Genomic DNA, 19,315 nt, shown 5'->3' with positions numbered 1-19,315 from the left:
CTAAATTATGATTAACCACAGATAAACACAGATATATGAGAATCTGTGTTTATCTGTGCATATCTGTGGTAAAAAAATAGTTATTATTTATTCACCACCGTCATCATTTTGTTGATGCCGCCATCGCCGGATTGATACATTAATAATTTACCTGCAGGTGAATATAAGTACATGGAAGGGTACTTTTTCGGTAAAAATGTTGGAATAAATATTCGTTTTTTATCCTGTAGTACCAGCACGTTCGGTTTTGCATTTAAACCTTTGGCATAAGAATCGAAAAACTTTGGAATGATATAACCTTCATCCATGGTAATCATATAAATATTTACATTCTTAAACTTAGCATAATTGGTATTCAACATTTTGCTTTCACGCTGGCAATGTTCGCAGGTACAATCGAATAATATAAAAAGGTTCTTTTTGCCTTGTTTAATATCTGTATTAGAAAAGGCTTTTCCATCCAGACGGTAGAAAGTAAATTGTGGCAACAAAGTTGGCTGCTGTGCTTTTACCTGGAAAGTAATGGCTAATAATAAGATTAAAAGTAGGTTTCTGAATTTCATTTTTGATATTTATGTCCAAACTTAACAGAATAAATACGAACATAATAATATATCATTAGCTTTTACAAACTGATGAACATTTTTTATCCAAGAGAAGTCAAGTTTAAATATGCACATTGCCAAGAAACTTGACTTCTCTCCAATCCAAGCATTATAATTAGAAAATGAAAGCCAGTTTTTCATGGGTACTGTTGTCCCGCCATCCGCTTTACCCCGATGAAACCTGTGAAACAAGCAAGCATACCAAAAAATAATCAACAACAATGCTTAAATCGGGATGCCCGCTCCTGTCGGGTTTAGGAACAAGGGCTTGTGAGTATCCAATTGGCTTGTTTCCTTGCAAAAGCCTCTGTTAAATAAACCCGATTGACGCGGAAACCAAAAGCTTTTTCTGCTTTTGTTGCAGCAAAAAGCGGGACTGAGGCTGCCAAAGGAACTGTCCGTACATTTCCCAAATATCAAAGAAGTCAAGTTTTAAAGCGATTTGGCTATTCAAACTTGACTTCTTTAATTCATACAATTGAAATTAAAACTAAATTATCACATCAATTTTTAGGATATTTGCAACCAGTTGAGGGCAAATCGCATAAACGGTCGTCATCCTGATCCGATAGCTATCGGATTTATTTCAGGATCTTTACAGTTACAAAGATGCTGAAACGACTTCAGCATGACGTGGGGTATTTTATATCTGCATTTGCGACCTAAACATTATACTTTATATACAATTGTATATATTACAACAACATACTTTATTAAAATTTTGAAAAACGACATCAACATAAAAAATAAAAGAGCATATTTCGACTACAATCTCTTAGATAAATACGTAGCCGGTATTGCCCTTTTAGGAACTGAAATAAAAGCGATCAGACAAGGTAAAGCCAACATGACGGATGCATTTTGCATGTTTATTGGTGGCAATCTTTTCGTGCGCAACCTTCATATTTCTGAATATAGCCACAGTTCTTTTTATCACCACGATATAAAACGCGACCGAGCATTATTACTACAGAAAAAAGAAATCAGAAAGCTAAAGCTTAAAGGCGAAGAAAAAGGTTATACCATTGTTCCTTTACGCATTTTCATCAACGAAAGAGGCTTTGCTAAAATGGAGATTGCCCTGGCTCAAGGTAAAAAAGAATTCGATAAACGCGATAGCATTAAGGATAGAGATACCAAGCGGGAGTTGGATAGAGCGATGAAACGGTAGTTTAGTCTTCAGTCTGAAGTCTTTAGTTTTGAGTCCAAATTGACTTAAGACTGAGGACTTTGGACTAAAAGACTACCATGCCTGGTCTCCAACTAAGGGTACAAACCTAAAGGTATCTAACACAATTTTTTCGTAGTCGGTTTCGCTTACTCGGATAACAGTAACCATTTTCTGCGTTTTCTCATCTCCTACCGGGATAACCAGAATGCCACCAATTTTTAACTGTTTTAATAAGATCTCCGGAACCAGGGGAGCGCCAGCGGTAACGATTATTTTGTCGTATGGTGCGTGCGCAGCAATTCCTTTTGAGCCATCACCACAATAAAAAGTAGGTCTGTAACCCATTCCAGGTAAAATCTGAATCGTTCTGTTGTAAATATTCTCTTGTCTTTCTATCGTAAAAACGGTAGCACCAAGCTCCATTAAAATACAGGTTTGATAGCCCGAGCCCGTTCCGATCTCAAGTACTTTATCTCCTTTTTTAATGTGCAGCAATTCACTTTGGTAAGCAACCGTGTAAGGTTGAGATATGGTTTGCCCATCCCCTATTGGAAAAGCAATATCTTTGTAAGATTGATTCCAAAAAGTTTCATCAAAAAAGAAGTGCCGTGGAACTTTACCTATGGCTGTTAACACATTTTCATCTTCAATTCCGCGAGATTTTAGCAACTCAACCAGTTTTTTTCTCGCTCCACGTTCCCGGTAATTATCAACAAATTTATACGCCATGAGCTTCAAAATTAGCTTTTTTTAACGGTGATACAAGATAAAGAAATCCACATTACCGTAAGTAACACTAAATCAAAACTTAAATTCTCAATTAATTTAATCTGTCATTCTGAACGCAGTGAAGAATCCCTTGCCTGAACACAGCAAGCTCAAAAACAGTGCTGTGCTTAATTAAAGTTAAGTACTTATCGCATGCAGATGCTTCACTAAGTTCAGCATGACAACACTCTCCTTTCTAGTATGGATCTACATCTATCTGTGTAAAAACACCTTTAAATTCTTTGGTGGCATTAAATTGGGTCAGGGTCTCCCTCAATGCATCTTTAACCTTTTGAATGGCCGTATGCTTATCAGCTTTGATAATGATCTGTTTGATATAAAGATTCCGTACACGGCTTACCAAGGGTTGCTCCGGACCTAAAACACGTTTACCAAATTTTCCTTTGAGGATGTTAGCCAGAGTGAATGCCGCGTGATCCAGTATATGAGAATCTTTATGTTTTACATACAAGAATATCATTCTGGAAAAAGGCGGATACAGGAATTTCTCGCGTTCAACGATTTCGTCGTTGTACATCCCTTCGTAATCATTGTTTACCACTTGTTTGATGATTCGGTTTTCTGCGTCGTAAGTCTGGATACAAACATTTCCCTGGTCGGCTCTTCTGCCTGCCCTACCCGCAACCTGTGCCAACAGCTGGAAGCTCCTTTCATAAGCGCGGAAATCGGGATAACCTAAAAGAGTATCGGCATTAATTACCCCTATAAGGTTCAGGTTGTCGAAATCAAGTCCTTTGGCCACCATCTGCGTACCTATTAAAATATCGGTTTTCTTCTCTTGAAAGTCATTTAAAATCTGCTGAAGCCCATTTTTTGTCCGCGTACTGTCCATATCCAACCGGGCAATGGTAACCTCTGGATAAAGTAACCTGAGTTCTTCTTCAATCCGCTCGGTACCAAAACCTTTTTGCTCTACATGTACTGAACCACAAGCCGGACAGATATTCACACTGCTCTGCTGATAACCGCAATAATGGCAATGTAATTTCCCACTGCTTTTATGATAGGTTAAACTTACATCGCAGTTTACACATTTTGGGGTATAACCACAGGTTGCACAGATTAAAATGGTGGCATAACCCCTTCTGTTCTGGAATAACACAATCTGCTCTTTTTTAGAAAGTGCCAGATCGATATCTTTGATTAACACGCTCGAAAAATACGAACTCATCGTTTTTTTCTTGGTTTCTTCAGAGATACTTACTACCTGTTGGTTTGGCAATTGAACACCACCAAAACGTTCTTTCATCTCTACAAGTCCGTATTTGCCCTGTAAGGCATTGTAATAACTTTCTAAAGATGGAGTAGCCGAACCTAAAATCACTTTTGCCTGGTGTAGGTATCCTAAATAAATGGCTGCATCTCTGGCCTGATAACGTGGTGCCGGATCGTATTGTTTATATGAAGGTTCATGTTCTTCATCAACCACAATCAATTTTAAATGCTGAAAGGGAAGAAAAACAGCTGAACGTGCACCTAAGATTACTTTATATGCACCTGTTCTAACCTTATTCCAGATTTCTACCCTTTCGCTATTGTTGAATTTAGAATGATATACTCCTATCGAATTGCCAAAATAACGTTTGATCCGCTCTACAATCTGTGTGGTTAAGGCAATTTCAGGAAGCAGGAACAATACCTGTCCATCTGTATTCTGGATAATTTTTTCAATCAGTTTAATATAAACCTGTGTTTTTCCTGATGCTGTGACCCCATGAAGCAAAACCACCTCTTTCTCTTCAAAATGCTGGTTAATCTGGCCCAACGCCTTCTGCTGACCTTCGTTCAGTTCAAAATTAACACTAAACTCTTCATCATGAGCAGCCAGGCGACTAACCGGCCTTTTCATTACCACAAAAATATCTTTGTCGGTTAAAGCCTTTAATGCTGCTGGTCCACAATTACTTTCTTCCAAAAGCTGTTCTTTGGAGATTGGGAGATTTGATTTTTGTAATTTCAGGTAAGCCAGTAAAGCGTCTAATTGTTTAGGAGCCCTATCCAAAACATTAAAAAGCTGTTTCAGATTTTCTTCATCGCTATAAAAATCATTTAAAATGATGAACGATTTAAGCAAAGGTTTATATTTCTGCACTACCTCCTCGGCAACCAGAATCAATTCTTTATCGAGTAAATGGTTGATGATCGGATACACCGTTTTCTGCCCCAGTAGCTTGGAAACATCATTAACTGTAAGTTTCTGTTGCTGTTTCAGTGCATTGATGATGATTTCTTCCTTATCGGTAAGCGCAGTATCTTCATTGTAATCTTCACGAAGAATCAATATGGTTTCGCTTGCCAATTTTAAACTTGCAGGTAACGCAGCCGCCATTACATCACCTTCATTGCACATGTAATAATTGGTCATCCATGTCCAGAATTTAAGCTGCATGGGTGTAATTACAGGCTCGGCATCTACAACATCAATAATATATTTCGCCTCATAAGCCACTGGTGGTACCGTGCTGATTCCGCTAATTAAGGCCGTATAAATTTTATGCTTTCCAAATTGCACCACCACCCGTTTACCAACAGCGATCTGGTCGTTTAAATCAAAAGGTACCCGATAAGTATAGTTTTTTGCCAAAGATAATGGCAAAATAACTTCCACAAAAAGTGTTTCTCTTTCTGAAAAAATATCGTTTTCGAAAGTATTCATTATTTATCTTTAAATGCCGCAAAAAAGAGCATTATCCATCCCAATACAAATAAAAGCCCGCCAATTGGTGTAATTGGTCCAATAAATTCAGTAAATCCTAAATGCGATATACTTCGGGTAGCCAATAAATATAATGATCCTGAAAAAAGGATGATTCCAAATGTGAAACAGAAATAAGCAATATTAATAAGTTTATTCCGATAACGGGCAAAGGTAGAAAGGTACAATAGCGCAAATGTATGATAGAACTGGTAATCAACACCTTTTTGCCATATTTCTAATGATGGTCCATCAATTAGGGCCTTTAGGCCATGGGCACCGAATGCACCCAGTAAAACAGCAACAGCACCAAAAAAAGAAGCAGTAAGGATTATTCGTTTATTCATAGTTATTTGCTAGTAGCAATCGCTAAATTAATAAATTGGCAAAGAACTTCTCACTAATCAATGTAATAAATTAAATTTGTTGCACAGCAGATGAAAAAAATCGTAATTCTAACAAGTGCATTATTTTTAGGTGTAGCCTTTATGGCGTACCTCTATTTTTCGAAATTAGGCATTGATAATGATGCGAAAGACCTGGCGCTGCAATCGGCAACCAATAATGCCGCTTTGGTGTTTTCTTTTCAAAACGATAAGGGTTTTTACGATATCATTGAAGGGCAACAGCTTATCCAACAGGTTTTAGGGAAGGATAAAATGAACCTGTTAAAACAGCTAAAAACAAGTATCATTGACGATAATCTGCTAAACAGATACCTGAAAGATCAGCAGGTTTATATTAGTGTACTGCCCGACTCGAATAAAACGCTAAACTTCTTAATCACCGTGCAGATACAACGTGATAATGACATCAAAAAACTCTACGAACAGTTAAAATTTAAAAAAGCGATCAACGAAAATGCTAAAGACCTGTACACGTTGAAGCTCAATGACAGCTTATCGGTTTATTTAGGCATTCATAACCAGGTACTAACTGCATCAACATCGCTCAAACTGATCAATGATGCCAATGTACGTTTAACAGAAAACCCATTTACCGAATACATTAAGGAAAATAACCGTCAAATTAAAAATGTGCTCAGCCATGTTTATATTAATTTTAACCAGGCACCCTTATTGCTCAAAAATATTATTGCCGGCAACATTAATGGCGAGATTTCAATTTTTAACCAACAGAACAGTTTCGCTGTACTCAATTACAATTTCAGTAAAGAAAAAATTCTTTTCAACGGGAGTACCGAACTAAAAGATCAGCATAACTATCTTAAATTATTCGAAAACACCGCGGCCCAAAATACATCTATCCAAAATATTCTGCCTGATAATACTGCGAATTATGTACTTTATGCTTATGATGATTATGGTAAATGGCTCAAAAAACTGAATAGCTGGCAGGAACAGACGAAAATACTTTCAAAAACCAATGCTGCAATAAAAAAAGTAAAGGATGATTACAGAACAGATTTAAATTTGGTATTTACTACTTACGCGAGGAATCAGTTTATTCTTTTTCAGTTAAGCACCAGCGAAAAACTAGGCGCAATTTCATTATCAAATGGTGAAAAGGTAAAACAGTTATTGCTTGATGTAAGTGCAGATTATAACGAAGAAATTAAAGTGTTTAAATCGGCCGATATCTTATACAGTTATTTTGGGGAGCCTTTTAAAAAATTTACTCGGCCTTATTATACTATTGTAGATAATAATTTAATAGTAGCCAATAATGCGAGCACTTTGCAATCATTTTTAAATGATTATAAGAACAACAGGCTATTAATACAAACGCCGCAATACTTAGATGCGGCGAACCAGATCTCTACCACTTCAAACATCAGCTATTACATCAATACTAAAAATTCTGCAGATATTTTCAGACACAACATTCAACTGAATTTCTATAAACATCTACGGGCCGATAGTGGTTTAAAAAGTTTCGATACCTTTTGCTACCAAATGAGTGCAGACAAAAACAAGTTCATCACTAACTTACTCTTAAACAAATACATACAACCAAAAACACCAGATTCGTTAAGTAACCGTTAATAATGAACCATCCCAGGAAACTATTTTACATGAAGAAACTTTTACTAGCGTTACTGGCAATAACCAGCTTCGGGGTTGCAAATGCACAACAATATGCGCTTTTTGGCACGAAAACCATGTTTGATGCATTCGAAAATCCATCTCAGAAATCTTTCACCCTGGATTCATCACGAAGATTTTCTTCCAATTTCTTCTTACCCTATCTTGGAACAAATGCCATTAATAAGGGAAGCTCCGGGCCGGCCATAAGAAAATTAACGCAGACAGGTGTTTTTGATACCAGAAGTTTACCGATTGGCACCGGAGAAGTGAATCATTTTTTTGAAAACAGCAATATTTATGTAGCAGCATTCAGGCTTTTCATGTCTTATAAATATCAAAAAGAAATGGGGCTTTCGTGGCAGATCAGGTCTGATGCGCATATCGATTATACCAATGAAACTTTGGTTATTTTTGATTCATTTGAAAGATTTAATACCGACCAACTGTATACCGGAATATTGGATACCAAGGGTTATGAACAAAGCTACCATCAATTTAGCTTTACCTATCGGGAAAACTGGAATAAAAGGCTGGCATTTGGTTTAAAAGCAAGTATACTGAGCGGAATACTTTATAACAAATTAGATGTTTCTGATTCTTATTTATACATCGCACCCGGATCAGATGCGCCGTTAATTAGCTTAAAAGGAACCTATTCAGCTAACTTCTCTGACTTTAACGAGGTAGATCAGAAAAACTTCTTCCCAAATTTTAAAAACCCTGGTTTATCATTAGGTTTTGGAACAAATTATACCACGGAAAAGGGTTTGTTTTTAATGGCTAACATTAAAGATTTAGGATTTATCTGGTGGCGCAGTAATACCCAACGTAATACGATAAATCAATCGAAAATTATTGAGAATATAGAAAACAACCAGTCGAATACCAATCAGCAAATAAAAGATATTTTCCTTCTTTCAGGGCAACCCAAAAATTTTTTGGCCCCAACCAATGCTAAACTGGATGTTTACCTATCTAAACGTTATGATTTTTACAAACCCGCATTGGCAGTTTCGAAAAATCTGTTTTACAAAGGCGGGGATATCGCTTTTGTAAATACCTTTATTGTTAACGATCTTTCAGGAAGCATTACCCCATTATATAATTTAAATGGTGTTTTTATGGTTGGCCTGCAAGGGAAATACCAGACGCCAAATTTCGAGTTGTTTATGGGTACCGATAATTTAGTGGCTACCAGTTTCCAAACTTATGGACTACTTAAAAAAGATGCTACTGTAGGCCGTGGCCCCAATGGCGCTTCTTTTTACATGGGTGTAGGCATTAAATTCGGCAATGCGGTTAACCATCCGCAGTTTGCCGATGTAATACCCGGCATAAATGACAATGAAGGCGGGAGTTTCTTTAAAAATTTGTTTTCGATCTTTAAAAGACAATAAACGTTTTTAACCCTGTGCTTGTTGTTTTTTAGATTGGGTAACTACAAAATCTTTCAGGTAAAAGGGTTCGAAATAGGCTACATCTTCAAATTTACTGTTGCAGAAAGCTTTGTTAGCTAACATTGACATGTAAGTTGCAGCATTAAAATTCGCCGTATCAAATTTTGCGTTTTGATGCGTTAAAACTTCTGCACACTTGGCTGCGCCATCACCTATAAATGTAAGCGTTTCCTGTGCGAGATAATCTGTAAAACCTGTTTCATCAATAATTTTAGCTTCAGTTGGTAAAATTATGTTTAACGATAGGTCAAAAATTGAGGTATACACTTCCATTCTACGGGCATCGATCATCGGGCAAATTAAACCAGAATAATCCGGGTTCTCCGCTAAGTAACCGGCTGCCATCATTTCCAATGTTTCAATTGCGATCAGGGGTTTATCTAAGGCATAACAAAGTCCTTTAGCAGTAGAAACACCAATTCTCAATCCGGTATAAGATCCGGGGCCTTTACTTACGGCGATGGCATCAAGTTCCTGATAGCTTAGTCCTGCAGCTCTAACTACCTCATCAATAAACAGGGTTAAATTTGCTGCGTGCAGGTTTTGTCCGTGCTCTTCTTTAAATGCAATTGTTTTCCCGTTAACAGATAATGCTACAGAACAGATCGCTGTAGCGGTTTCTATTTGAAGTATTTTAGCCATGGGGCAAAGATAAGTAAAAATGGAAGATGTAAGAGGGATTATGGAAGATGGGCGTTGCTAGTCCGCAGTTTTTAGTCTGAAGTCGACAGTCCGAAGTCTATAGTCAATTATCGCTTGCGTAGGATCATCCTGAGGGATATTTTTTTTTATAAAAATCAATATAAATAACAGAACTTTTTGACTAATGAAAGGCTTCGAGAGATCGTCATTCCCAACCCGTATTCTATCGGATCGAAATGACGGACACCTTAACCAATAATCAAATGGTTAATGAATCAATAACCAGTCAGCGATGGTAACAAATAAACTAATGACTAATGAACCAGTGAGCTCTCCTATGGAACCGGATCGTGTCCATGTTTGCCCCAGGGATGGCAACGGCCTATACGTTTCAGCGCCAGCCAGCCACCTTTAAAAGGACCATGTTTTTTAATGGCCTCTATCCCATATTGGGAGCAGGTTGGTGTAAAGCGGCAGTTTGCGCCAAGCATAGGTGAAATGGCGTATTGATAAATTTTAATCAAACCTAAAAAAAACCATCCAAAAATTTTATTGATGAATTTCATTGGGCTGGATTAAATTTTGGAAACGCTTAAAGGTAGCGATCAGTTTTTTCTCGATGAAAGCAAATTCGTACTTATCCTTTCCTACAAACTGGATTGAAAATAAAAGTAATCCCCGATCTGCAGGTAATGACATGTAAAATTTATCTTGTTTATTTAGGCGATAAGCTTCGCGTATGCGGCGCTTGAGCAGATTGCGATCTACTGCCCGTTTATATCTTTTTTTAGGAACATTGATCACCACCTGTGCTTGTACATTCGCTGGTGCATCAACAAAAAGATAAGAAATCCGGAAAGGATATAATAAAAAAGAAGAACCGCTTTTAAACAACAGGTCTAAATGTTTCCTGCTGCATAACCGTTCTTCTTTCTTGAATGTGTACATATATTTTGATTGATAATTGCAGATTTTGATCTGCCGATTCCGAATTAACGGAAAAACAATCAAAAATTATGCTTTATGCTTGCGTTCGTCAGAAACTGTTAATCTTTTTCTTCCTTTAGCACGACGTGATGCTAATACTCGTCTGCCGTTAGCTGTTGCCATTCTTTCGCGGAAGCCGTGTTTGTTTCTTCTCTTTCTTTGCGAAGGTTGGTATGTTCTTTTCATGACTGTATATTATCTATTGTAAAATTAAGAGGTGCAAATATAAAGCGATTTCTCTACAAATGCAAGAGTGATTAATTATTATTTTTTCTATTTAAATGCAAATGTAATAATTCTTTTGAAAAAGATGCCCCAGAGGGGCATTTTATTAATATCTGTTTGTATATTTTATATCTTTCAGCAAACGTTCCACTATGATCCGTCGCGATGGAACGAGGTAAACTACTACCTGCGAGCCATTGTGCTGAATTTATTTTATTAGCAGTTTTCATTGCTTTAAAGATCTAATACCTAATCGTGGTCAGCATCTTTCTTGCAATGAAGACCATGAAATAAATCATATAGCTATTGGATCAGAGTGTCGCCACTTATAAAATAATCTTTTTTACAAGCCCAACGCCGCCTTCAATTTCACATAGCCTGTTTTACTCACCGGCAACCAAATATCAGACTTTAACAAAACCACATAACTATCCTTCTCTTTCAGCTCTATTTTAGTTACCTGAGCCAGATTAATGATGTACGATCGGTGTATGCGAATAAACTGGCTCACATCAAGCGTTTGTTCAAAATAAGCCATGGTTTTGTTCTTGTAAAAAGCACCATCAACTGTACTTAATTTCACATAATCATCATCAGCCTCTAAATAGTTGATATCGGCAACAGGAATAATCTTAATTACACCATCTTTTTTTACTACTACCCTATTGTTTTGGGCCGGACTTAAAGCTGCAGCATCCAAAACAGCCTCCGTATTTTCAGTTTGATTTAATTTGCCCGGTAACTTTTTAAGAGCAGCATCGAAGCGCGACTTATCAATTGGCTTAAGCAGATAATCTACTGCATTTACTTCAAAAGCTTTAATGGCATATTCATCAAAAGCTGTGGTAAAAATTACCGCAGGTTTATCTTCCACCAGCTCGAGCATTTCGAAACCACTAATTTTTGGCATCTGTATATCGAGAAAAATTAAATCAGGCTTATGTAAGGTAATGGCTTTTAAACCTTCAAACCCATCCACACATTCTGCTACAATCTCTATTTCTGCATGATCCGAAAGGTAATATTTTACAATATCTCTCGCTAAAGGCTCATCGTCAATTAGTATTGTTCTGATCATTTTTTTGTGGAATTTTTAGGGTGGTAATATATAAATTATTTGCCTCAATATCGGTTTGTAATAAATGTGTATTTGCAAATAACAGATATAACCTGCGTTTAATGGCACTTAAACCAAACCCTGTACCTCCGGTAGCTTTCATCTCGGGATCGAAAGGATTCTGTACGCGCAACTGTAAAATATTGTACTCTACAGTAACATCAACTTTGATCGTAATGCCTGCAGATGTATTATACAATCCGAATTTAATGGCGTTTTCTACGATGGGTTGCAATAATGTACCGGGCAGACAAAGGTTTAAAGTATCTTCAGCAACATTAACTTCAATGTTTAACCTATGGCTAAACCTTACTTTTTCGATATCCAGATACAGCTGAATGTACTCCATTTCTTCCTCCACAGAAACCCATAATTCATCATCGCGTTTTAGGGTACCACGTAAAAAAGAAGCTAATTTTGTAATCATTACCCCCGCCTCTTTTGGATTAACCATGGTAAGTGCAAATACCGAATTTAAACTATTGAAAAGAAAATGCGGCTGTAACTGGTGTCTTAACTTATTTAACTCAGCTTCTTTGGCTAAACTTTTAGCTGCCGATAGTCTTTCGTGTGTTTCTGATTGTTCTTCTAACCTATACCATAAAATATTAGCTAAAGCACACCAGGCTAAACACATAAAGGAAATTAAGCCCCTAAAGGCAAAAGAGAAATTGTAAAAATCTTTGTATTCTTTATAATCGACAAAAATATAAAGCACGCTGTATTTAGCTGCATAAATAATTACAAATGTGAGGGCAAGCGTAATAATCAGCACATAGAGAATCCGTTCATTTTTTGGCTGATAATAACCCAGCATATTGCTTAACCCTATACAAGCCAGGGCCAGCAAAAAGTTATTGGTTAAGCTATCGGTTATCGCTATCCACCAGGAAAAATTAACTACATAATGCAATCCGGCACCACACAATACCGTCCACACGATTGCAATGGTTAACGATACTTTCTGTATTTGCGGAACGGATAAAGGTCTAGTTGTCAAAATGATTTTGATTAGTTAATGATTTATTACGGTGTGCCAGCTTTTCCAGGTATTGTGTAACTGATTTAGGCTCAACAATCCTGGAACTTACTTCTACACCATCGGTAAGCTCTGCAACTTCCGATATTCCACCTACACCTAAAAACTTCCATGTTACTTTATCACCCTGGCAATTATTAAAAGAGGGATTAAAGTGTATGGCATTCAAATTAGCTTTGCTTAAGACTTGCTTTATACCTTCTGCCTGGATTAAACGCGTTTGTTCATTAAATTGGGGCGTATGCTTTCCTTCACCACAAATTACCTGATAGATACAATTTACCGCAAACCATTTCATAGGCGATGTTTATAATAAATGTTTAGAAACTTTTAATTTCAATCCCGCCAAATAAAGCCGTCCCATCTAAGATTAATGTTTTTTTCAACTCGGCTACTGGCATTACATGTGATCTTTTATCTTCAACGCTCCCAAATAATGCCGTTACGTTCGATTTAATTGCCCAGTTTTGTGGTACAATTAATTTAATTCCTCCAAAAACTGCCGTTACATCAAGCGATACTGTTTCAGAAAAATCGGCCTGGGTCATTACAATATCGGCACCGCCAAAAACGGCCGTAATATCGCCGCCCTGAAAGTTTTTAGTGTAAACCGTTTGATGGCTACCACCAAAAATGGCCATTACATCAATAACATCATTATTATTTGCGGTCTTCTGATCGCTAGCTGTGTCAAAATCAAAATCGGCTTTGTTTTTATCTTTACGTTTTTTCTTAAAACCAAAAGTATCCTTTGGTCTGAAGATTAAAAAACCGCCTACTATCACTAAACCAATACCTAAAGCGTATTTAGATAAATCGAGATCTAATCCAGGTATACTACATAAGGTATTGTAAGCGCCGATTAAAATCAAAATCAGCCAGGCTATTCCTTTAAAGTTACGACGAACGCCGAGAAATACACCAAGTAAAATTAAAAAATTAGACCAGCTGAATATCCATCTCGGAATCGCTAATCCCATATTGTTCAATAAAAATGCAAATCCGATGATGACTATGATGAAACCGCTCCAAACCCTTCCTGAGTTTTTAAGCTGGCTATTATCGTTATTATTAATATTTTCCATTTGTGCTCGTATTTAATAATCCAAAAATATTGATAAGCACCTGGTCATAATATAGACAACATGCAAAAACTAGGTAAAAGGCGGTAAGTGCCCTTATTTTATCGGTGAAAATTATTTTGTTATTTTGATGGCATGAAATTTCTCCTATTAATGTTTGTTCTTGTTACTTCTACCTGCTTAAAGGCACAGGAAATGAGTAGCCATTATCAGATCTACGATGTAAAAAAACAAAAATTGATATCGATAGACGATATTGTTGCTGATATGGAGCAGGCAGATGTTTTATTCTTTGGCGAAGACCATAATGATTCTGTAGGGCACTACCTTGAAGCAGTGCTTTTCAGAAAACTCCATTTAAAATATCCATTAAATATAGGACTATCATTAGAAATGTTCCATACTGATGTACAACCTGAGTTAGACGAATACCTGGCAGGAGTAATATCAGAAAAGAATTTTATTAAAGAAAGCAGGGCCTGGGGAAATTACAAAGATTACAGACCTTTAATTGAGTATGCCAAACAGAACAGGTTAAAAATTATTGCGGCAAATGCGGCAACGCGCTACAGCAATGCTGTTACACAATGTGGACTTAAGGTTTTAGAAAATTTCCCAAAAACATCATTCAATTTTTTACCTCCCTTGCCTATTGATACGGCTCAGGGTAGATATTATGAAAAATTTACAGAAACTTTGGGTGGACACAGTATGGGTTCGATGAAAATTTATCAGACCCAAAATTTATGGGATGCGACCATGGCCTGGTCTATTAATAAGTTTATTAAGGCGAACAGGGGCATAAAGGTTTTTCAACTAAACGGGCGTTTCCATAGCGATGAAAAACTGGGTACTTTAGCAAAACTCCAACAATTAAATCCAAAATTAAAAATCCTGAATATTTCTTCGTTTTCTGATGAAAGTTTTATCAACCCAAATTGGGAGAAATTTAAAAATCTTGGCGATTATATCATAGTAACAGATCCAACGGTAAAAAGGAGTTATTAACCTTAATCAGTTAAAGGATGTTCAGCAGATATTTATCACTTGAGTCGTCTATTTTGCAAGAAGATGGAAGATGCTGACCACTCAGTAGCTACAAGATAATTGAAAACACTTTTTATACTTGTAAAATAAAATCAGCATAACGAAAGCACTTGAAAAGAAGCTATTCTTTAGGTATTTTAGTATTAGTATCATCACACTGAATTCATTTCAGGGTCTTAATAGCTGGAAGGATGCTGAAATAAATTCAGCATGACGATCGCGTGAGGTAAAGCGCCTGTAAACAATCACTATTATTCAAATATTAATCGAACTTAGGTTATTAAAATAAAAAGCTCCGAAGCTGGTATAGGTCTGCGGAGCTTTTACATTTTATGCTTTTGCTTTTAGTAAATCTCTGATTTCGGTTAAAAGCACTTCTTCTTTTGTAGGCACAGGTGGTGCGGCAACTGCTACGGCTTCTTCTTTCTTTTTCATTCTATTAATTGCCTTAACCATAATAAAAACAATTAACGCCAATAATAAGAAGTTTATCGCAACCGTAATAAAATTACCATAGGCAAATATAGCGGCATCTGGAGCAGCTTTTTTGGCATCTGCCAACGATGCTCCCTCCGGGATAAGTTCTGATCCTTTACCCATTGCAAAGTAAATGCTGCTGAAATCTGGTTTACCCACCATAGCAGCAACTACAGGCATTATTAAGTCTTCAATTACACTGGTCACTATCTTACCGAAAGCTCCACCAATAATAACTCCAACTGCTAAATCGAAAGCATTGCCCTTAATGGCAAACTCTTTAAATTCTTTTACAAATCCCATACGCTATCTGTGTAGTTTTATTTATTTACTAAAATAGCAAACATTAAACTCAATACAAATGTTTAGCAAATTAATTTTAAAACCAAACATATCAATAGCATTTAGATCAAATCAGCATAATATCTGAAATCTATTGTTTATTTTTGCCATATTCTTTTCTATTTAATATGCTAAAACAACACCTACAACAAAAATTATTACAAAAGTTATCACCACAACAAATACAGTTTATTAAATTGTTGCAGGTACCAACCGTTGCTTTAGATACCCGTGTAAAAGAAGAACTCGAAGAAAACCCAGCGCTTGAAGATCCAAGCTTAATGACTCAGGATGAGCCAAAGAGTGAATATGATGATCTAAATGATGGACCTGAAGATTATGAACAACCATCAGAAGATACCAGCATGGATGAATTTAATGTAGATGATTATTTACAGGATGATTCGACCAACGATTACAGCACCAACTACAATAATGGCGACGATGATGAGGAGAAAAAAGAAACGCCAATTGCTATTGAAAGTACGTTTTTTGAAAGTTTACAAGAGCAATTAGACCTTATTCCCCTATCCGATCAGGATTTTATTATTGGTAAACAGATTATTGGCAGTTTAGATGATGATGGTTATTTACGCCGTCCGCTGGGCTCCATGATCGATGATCTTGCTTTTTCTCAGAATGTTATTGTTGAGGAAGAGGATGTATTGGAAATGTTAAAACTGATCCAAAGCTTCGATCCTCCGGGCATTGGTGCAAGAGACCTGAAGGAATGTTTACTGATCCAGTTAAAAAGAAAAGATCCGAACAATCCCATTATAGTTAAAGCAATGAATGTTGTAGAAAACTATCTGGATGAGTTTACCCGTAAACACTACGATAAATTAGAAAAAAGTTTAGGCCTGGATAGCGAAGAGCTTAAAGAGGTGGTAAATGAAATTTTACGTTTAAATCCGAAACCAGGTGATGCCAATCAGGTTACCACTAAACAAATGCAGATTATTCCTGATTTCCACATCAGCAATAACGATGGCATATTAATTTTAACCTTAAATTCCAAAAATGCTCCTGAATTAAAGGTAAGCAGATCTTATCAGGAAATGTTTGAGCATTACGACAAGGCTGCATCTAAAGATAAAAAGCTAAAAGAGGCTGTTCAGTTTGTTAAACAAAAATTAGATTCCGCCCGATGGTTTATAGATGCGATTAAACAAAGACAACAAACTTTGTTAAAAACGATGAATGCCATTATGCACTATCAATATGAATATTTTTTAACGGCTGATGAGCGTAAAATGCGCCCGATGATCTTAAAAGATATTGCAGATAAAATCGATATGGATATCTCAACCGTATCCAGGGTGGCAAACTCTAAATATGTACAAACCGAATTTGGCACATTCCTGTTAAAATCTTTCTTCTCAGAAGCTATACAGACCGAAAACGGTGAAGAAGTTTCGAATAAAGAGGTTAAAAAAATATTAGAAGACTGTATTGGCAACGAAGACAAACGCAAACCTTTGGCGGATGAAAAACTAACCGAAATTTTAAAAGAAAGAGGTTACAACATTGCCAGAAGAACAGTCGCGAAATATCGCGAACAAATGAATATTCCGGTAGCAAGGCTGAGGAAAGAACTTTAGTCCAGTTGGCAGTTTTCAGTTATTAGTTTACAGGGTTTATGAGCATAGGCATGTGCATTTTCACCTTTGAAATTGAATAATGGCTTAGCTATTTAGCTCCTGTTATAGCGTTACTATAATATAGTCCTCGTTTGCAGCATTACTCTAATGTCATTAAGTTAAGCACTGCGATTCTCAGTCTGAGCGTAGTAGAAGACTTATTTAGATTGATAAATCACAATCAATAGAATCCAATAAAAGATGACAACTCCACTTTAATATGGTTCCCTGTTAAATCATCAACTGATTGATATTGATAAATATCACCTTTATTTAATTTGATAAGATATAAAACCAAAGCCAACTTATTAATTGGCTATATGATAAAAATTCAGTCATTTCCCTGGTCGGACTGATCGCCGCTACCATATTTCTCTGAAAAATCTTTGGCCTTTTCATCTGCCTCATGATCACTATGCGCTTCAGGCTCCAAATTCTCCTCTAAACGGTCGTTCCAGTTATCGAGTCCTTTATCAGGATTTTCAGCATTTTCTTCAGTAAAATCTGATTTTGATTTGGCCAGGTCTTGTTTTTGATTTTCCATTATTTGGTATTTATTTTAATTAAAACAGCGCCTGTAAAAGAATGTTTCACTAATAAGAATTATTTAACTGGCGGCTCATTTTTGGCATCCTTAAATTCTTTTACACTCTTCCCTATCCCCCTCATTAATTCAGGTAGTTTCTTACCACCAAAAATAAGCAGGATAACCACGCCGATCAAAATAATTTCCACTGCAGACATATCTTTATATTTTTCCCAATATACGTGATTTCTTTTAAAACGGATTGTTTGATTATTTCTTTATTGGCCATTGGTAGATTGGTCATTGGCTTCCTAGTACCCGGCATAAACTCCAAATTGAAATTGATTAATTATACTGGATAAATCCTGAAACAAGTTCAGGATGACGAAACGAAGAGAATAATCGACGCTTAACGCCTACCCCTAAAAACTAAACCAGCAACGCATTTAAAGTTCTTTTTTTAATGTTTGGTACCGCACCATGGCGCATAAATTCGGCTAAACCTTTTAATTGTTTAATCGACTTGATGGCTTCATAGCCTTCATATGATGTTCTGATTTTGTTCAGCAGCATAGTATCTGTTTTAAACAGGTCACTTTCAACTAATATTCCTTTATTCAAAAATTTCTTAATCAGTTCGGCCATTTTGCCGTTAGCATATAAATGAAGAGGCAATTTAAACACATCATTATTCAGCTTATCAAAAGCTTCATTAATCCAGGCTACTTCAGTTTGTGCATTCACCGCTATTTTCCCCTCATTCAACACAATGGAAGTCAAAAATTCGCGTGCACGCTGACGGGAAATTACCCCACCATGAACACCATCGCGTAAAGTATAATCCAAACGATCGGCGCAGAGCGCTGGCAAGGGCTGTTCTAAAATATCAAAGGTGCCATATAGAATCTGGTTAACATTATATCCATATTTCAACAGCACATCAGGCACTTCCGATTTACATAAAACTTCGGCAAAAACTTTTTCATGATAATCTTCGTCCAAATTGTCGAAAACATAATCCCCCACATGAGAAAAAGCAGTATGTGAAATATCGTGTAGCAAGCCAGCAATTTGCTCCAGTTCCGAACCACCAAGCATCCTGATCAACATGGTTACTCCGATGGCATGCTCTAGCCGCGAATGGCAGATATCCGGATTGACCAAAAATATAGCACCGCTTTGATGAACCCCACCTAACCTTTTTAAAGCGTCAGTATTTAACAGCTCAGAAAATACCATTGGCAGTTCCATTTTGCCATATAAAAAATCATTCACCTGAATCATATTGCTTGCTTTTATTTAAAAGAATAATCAATTGCAAAAATACTAAATAAATTAGCTTTTTGATAAAAAATTATCCACATTAATACCATTTAAAAACTAAATTAATTAGTCAAAAACCAACTTTCAAATATTTTGAAAGCTA

General features: G+C 36.5%; 22 protein-coding genes. 5 read left to right on the top strand and 17 right to left on the bottom strand.

Annotated features, from left to right (window positions below):
• Window positions 1–83: 83 nt before the first annotated feature.
• The gene (locus tag IM793_RS06670) at window positions 84–563 is read right to left on the bottom strand and encodes a thioredoxin family protein (protein ID WP_193420296.1); all 480 of its coding nucleotides are present in this window, start codon (window positions 561–563) and stop codon (window positions 84–86) included.
• 763 nt (window positions 564–1,326) lie between these two features.
• Here IM793_RS06670 and smpB point away from each other — a divergent pair.
• On the top strand, window positions 1,327–1,776 hold the full coding sequence (gene smpB / locus IM793_RS06665) for an SsrA-binding protein (protein ID WP_090496795.1): 450 nt from the start codon (window positions 1,327–1,329) through the stop codon (window positions 1,774–1,776).
• Between the two features lie 72 nt (window positions 1,777–1,848).
• Here smpB and IM793_RS06660 read toward each other — a convergent pair whose 3' ends face one another.
• From IM793_RS06660 to IM793_RS06650, 3 genes are all read right to left on the bottom strand, one after another.
• Window positions 1,849–2,505, bottom strand: coding sequence for a protein-L-isoaspartate(D-aspartate) O-methyltransferase (locus IM793_RS06660; RefSeq protein WP_131529783.1), 657 nt, complete (start codon window positions 2,503–2,505; stop codon window positions 1,849–1,851).
• 235 nt (window positions 2,506–2,740) lie between these two features.
• Window positions 2,741–5,221, bottom strand: a complete 2,481-nt coding sequence (gene priA, locus IM793_RS06655; protein WP_193420295.1) for a primosomal protein N' — start codon at window positions 5,219–5,221, stop codon at window positions 2,741–2,743.
• Window positions 5,221–5,607: a DUF423 domain-containing protein gene (locus IM793_RS06650; RefSeq protein ID WP_029279875.1), complete on the bottom strand. Its 387-nt coding sequence runs from the start codon at window positions 5,605–5,607 to the stop codon at window positions 5,221–5,223. Before IM793_RS06650 ends, priA begins: the two co-directional genes overlap by 1 nt.
• 90 nt (window positions 5,608–5,697) lie before the next feature.
• Between IM793_RS06650 and IM793_RS06645 the strand changes: the two genes are divergently transcribed.
• Both IM793_RS06645 and IM793_RS06640 read left to right on the top strand, forming a co-directional pair.
• On the top strand, window positions 5,698–7,266 hold the full coding sequence (locus IM793_RS06645) for a hypothetical protein (protein ID WP_193420294.1): 1,569 nt from the start codon (window positions 5,698–5,700) through the stop codon (window positions 7,264–7,266).
• Between the two features lie 29 nt (window positions 7,267–7,295).
• A complete protein-coding gene (locus IM793_RS06640) occupies window positions 7,296–8,705 on the top strand; it encodes a DUF5723 family protein (RefSeq protein ID WP_193420293.1) in 1,410 nt (469 codons plus the stop codon).
• Between the two features lie 6 nt (window positions 8,706–8,711).
• Here the strand turns inward: IM793_RS06640 and tsaB are convergent, their stop codons facing one another.
• The 9 genes from tsaB to IM793_RS06595 form a co-directional block, all read right to left on the bottom strand.
• Window positions 8,712–9,407: a tRNA (adenosine(37)-N6)-threonylcarbamoyltransferase complex dimerization subunit type 1 TsaB gene (gene tsaB, locus IM793_RS06635; protein ID WP_193420292.1), complete on the bottom strand. Its 696-nt coding sequence runs from the start codon at window positions 9,405–9,407 to the stop codon at window positions 8,712–8,714.
• Window positions 9,408–9,742: 335 nt separating this feature from the next.
• A complete protein-coding gene (yidD, locus tag IM793_RS06630) occupies window positions 9,743–9,973 on the bottom strand; it encodes a membrane protein insertion efficiency factor YidD (RefSeq protein ID WP_025142648.1) in 231 nt (76 codons plus the stop codon).
• Window positions 9,957–10,355 (bottom strand): ribonuclease P protein component, encoded by a 399-nt coding sequence (locus IM793_RS06625; RefSeq protein WP_193420291.1) that lies wholly within the window; start codon window positions 10,353–10,355, stop codon window positions 9,957–9,959. Before IM793_RS06625 ends, yidD begins: the two co-directional genes overlap by 17 nt.
• Window positions 10,356–10,421: 66 nt before the next feature.
• Window positions 10,422–10,580 carry a 50S ribosomal protein L34 gene (gene rpmH / locus IM793_RS06620; protein WP_010601723.1) on the bottom strand — a complete coding sequence of 53 codons (159 nt, stop codon included), beginning with the start codon at window positions 10,578–10,580 and terminating at the stop codon, window positions 10,422–10,424.
• Window positions 10,581–10,651: 71 nt separating this feature from the next.
• Window positions 10,652–10,849, bottom strand: coding sequence for a hypothetical protein (locus IM793_RS06615; protein WP_193420290.1), 198 nt, complete (start codon window positions 10,847–10,849; stop codon window positions 10,652–10,654).
• 113 nt (window positions 10,850–10,962) lie between these two features.
• Window positions 10,963–11,697 carry a LytTR family DNA-binding domain-containing protein gene (locus IM793_RS06610; protein ID WP_193420289.1) on the bottom strand — a complete coding sequence of 245 codons (735 nt, stop codon included), beginning with the start codon at window positions 11,695–11,697 and terminating at the stop codon, window positions 10,963–10,965.
• Window positions 11,675–12,736: a sensor histidine kinase gene (locus IM793_RS06605; RefSeq protein ID WP_227256160.1), complete on the bottom strand. Its 1,062-nt coding sequence runs from the start codon at window positions 12,734–12,736 to the stop codon at window positions 11,675–11,677. Before IM793_RS06605 ends, IM793_RS06610 begins: the two co-directional genes overlap by 23 nt.
• Window positions 12,726–13,073, bottom strand: coding sequence for a DUF4288 domain-containing protein (locus tag IM793_RS06600; RefSeq protein ID WP_193420288.1), 348 nt, complete (start codon window positions 13,071–13,073; stop codon window positions 12,726–12,728). Before IM793_RS06600 ends, IM793_RS06605 begins: the two co-directional genes overlap by 11 nt.
• 22 nt (window positions 13,074–13,095) lie before the next feature.
• The gene (locus IM793_RS06595; RefSeq protein WP_193420287.1) at window positions 13,096–13,860 is read right to left on the bottom strand and encodes a LiaF domain-containing protein; all 765 of its coding nucleotides are present in this window, start codon (window positions 13,858–13,860) and stop codon (window positions 13,096–13,098) included.
• A 132-nt stretch (window positions 13,861–13,992) separates the two neighbouring features.
• On the opposite strand from IM793_RS06595, the gene IM793_RS06590 reads away from it, so the two are divergent.
• The gene (locus IM793_RS06590; protein WP_193420286.1) at window positions 13,993–14,865 is read left to right on the top strand and encodes a ChaN family lipoprotein; all 873 of its coding nucleotides are present in this window, start codon (window positions 13,993–13,995) and stop codon (window positions 14,863–14,865) included.
• A 369-nt stretch (window positions 14,866–15,234) separates the two neighbouring features.
• Here IM793_RS06590 and mscL read toward each other — a convergent pair whose 3' ends face one another.
• Window positions 15,235–15,684: a large conductance mechanosensitive channel protein MscL gene (gene mscL, locus IM793_RS06585; protein ID WP_193420285.1), complete on the bottom strand. Its 450-nt coding sequence runs from the start codon at window positions 15,682–15,684 to the stop codon at window positions 15,235–15,237.
• Window positions 15,685–15,851: 167 nt separating this feature from the next.
• Here mscL and rpoN point away from each other — a divergent pair, with 167 nt between their 5' ends.
• A complete protein-coding gene (rpoN, locus tag IM793_RS06580; RefSeq protein WP_121284696.1) occupies window positions 15,852–17,324 on the top strand; it encodes an RNA polymerase factor sigma-54 in 1,473 nt (490 codons plus the stop codon).
• 370 nt (window positions 17,325–17,694) lie between these two features.
• On the opposite strand, the gene IM793_RS06575 is transcribed toward rpoN, so the two are convergent.
• From IM793_RS06575 to IM793_RS06565, 3 genes are all read right to left on the bottom strand, one after another.
• Window positions 17,695–17,907, bottom strand: a complete 213-nt coding sequence (locus tag IM793_RS06575; protein ID WP_193420284.1) for a hypothetical protein — start codon at window positions 17,905–17,907, stop codon at window positions 17,695–17,697.
• A gap of 59 nt (window positions 17,908–17,966) precedes the next feature.
• Window positions 17,967–18,107: a twin-arginine translocase TatA/TatE family subunit gene (locus IM793_RS06570; protein WP_121284694.1), complete on the bottom strand. Its 141-nt coding sequence runs from the start codon at window positions 18,105–18,107 to the stop codon at window positions 17,967–17,969.
• Window positions 18,108–18,318: 211 nt separating this feature from the next.
• A complete protein-coding gene (locus IM793_RS06565) occupies window positions 18,319–19,173 on the bottom strand; it encodes an HD domain-containing protein (RefSeq protein WP_193420283.1) in 855 nt (284 codons plus the stop codon).
• Between the last annotated feature and the right edge of the window lie 142 nt (window positions 19,174–19,315).

Origin of the sequence: Pedobacter sp. MR2016-19, from assembly GCF_014947265.1 — a bacterium.
Taxonomy (GTDB): domain Bacteria; phylum Bacteroidota; class Bacteroidia; order Sphingobacteriales; family Sphingobacteriaceae; genus Pedobacter.
This window is presented reverse-complemented; position numbering and strand designations above follow the sequence as displayed.

Excerpts from the sequence above, each read along its gene's own strand:
- IM793_RS06645 (WP_193420294.1), top strand. The coding sequence starts at position 5,698 with ATGAAAAAAATCGTAATTCTAACAAGTGCATTATTTTTAGGTGTAGCC.
- yidD (WP_025142648.1), bottom strand. The coding sequence starts at position 9,973 with ATGAAATTCATCAATAAAATTTTTGGATGGTTTTTTTTAGGTTTGATT.
- IM793_RS06650 (WP_029279875.1), bottom strand. The coding sequence starts at position 5,607 with ATGAATAAACGAATAATCCTTACTGCTTCTTTTTTTGGTGCTGTTGCT.
- IM793_RS06610 (WP_193420289.1), bottom strand. The coding sequence starts at position 11,697 with ATGATCAGAACAATACTAATTGACGATGAGCCTTTAGCGAGAGATATT.
- IM793_RS06600 (WP_193420288.1), bottom strand. The coding sequence starts at position 13,073 with ATGAAATGGTTTGCGGTAAATTGTATCTATCAGGTAATTTGTGGTGAA.
- IM793_RS06595 (WP_193420287.1), bottom strand. The coding sequence starts at position 13,860 with ATGGAAAATATTAATAATAACGATAATAGCCAGCTTAAAAACTCAGGA.
- IM793_RS06570 (WP_121284694.1), bottom strand. The coding sequence starts at position 18,107 with ATGTCTGCAGTGGAAATTATTTTGATCGGCGTGGTTATCCTGCTTATT.
- rpoN (WP_121284696.1), top strand. The coding sequence starts at position 15,852 with ATGCTAAAACAACACCTACAACAAAAATTATTACAAAAGTTATCACCA.
- IM793_RS06625 (WP_193420291.1), bottom strand. The coding sequence starts at position 10,355 with ATGTACACATTCAAGAAAGAAGAACGGTTATGCAGCAGGAAACATTTA.
- priA (WP_193420295.1), bottom strand. The coding sequence starts at position 5,221 with ATGAATACTTTCGAAAACGATATTTTTTCAGAAAGAGAAACACTTTTT.
- tsaB (WP_193420292.1), bottom strand. The coding sequence starts at position 9,407 with ATGGCTAAAATACTTCAAATAGAAACCGCTACAGCGATCTGTTCTGTA.
- mscL (WP_193420285.1), bottom strand. The coding sequence starts at position 15,684 with ATGGGATTTGTAAAAGAATTTAAAGAGTTTGCCATTAAGGGCAATGCT.
- IM793_RS06660 (WP_131529783.1), bottom strand. The coding sequence starts at position 2,505 with ATGGCGTATAAATTTGTTGATAATTACCGGGAACGTGGAGCGAGAAAA.
- IM793_RS06575 (WP_193420284.1), bottom strand. The coding sequence starts at position 17,907 with ATGGAAAATCAAAAACAAGACCTGGCCAAATCAAAATCAGATTTTACT.
- IM793_RS06565 (WP_193420283.1), bottom strand. The coding sequence starts at position 19,173 with ATGATTCAGGTGAATGATTTTTTATATGGCAAAATGGAACTGCCAATG.
- IM793_RS06590 (WP_193420286.1), top strand. The coding sequence starts at position 13,993 with ATGAAATTTCTCCTATTAATGTTTGTTCTTGTTACTTCTACCTGCTTA.
- IM793_RS06670 (WP_193420296.1), bottom strand. The coding sequence starts at position 563 with ATGAAATTCAGAAACCTACTTTTAATCTTATTATTAGCCATTACTTTC.
- IM793_RS06640 (WP_193420293.1), top strand. The coding sequence starts at position 7,296 with ATGAAGAAACTTTTACTAGCGTTACTGGCAATAACCAGCTTCGGGGTT.
- rpmH (WP_010601723.1), bottom strand. The coding sequence starts at position 10,580 with ATGAAAAGAACATACCAACCTTCGCAAAGAAAGAGAAGAAACAAACAC.
- IM793_RS06615 (WP_193420290.1), bottom strand. The coding sequence starts at position 10,849 with ATGAAAACTGCTAATAAAATAAATTCAGCACAATGGCTCGCAGGTAGT.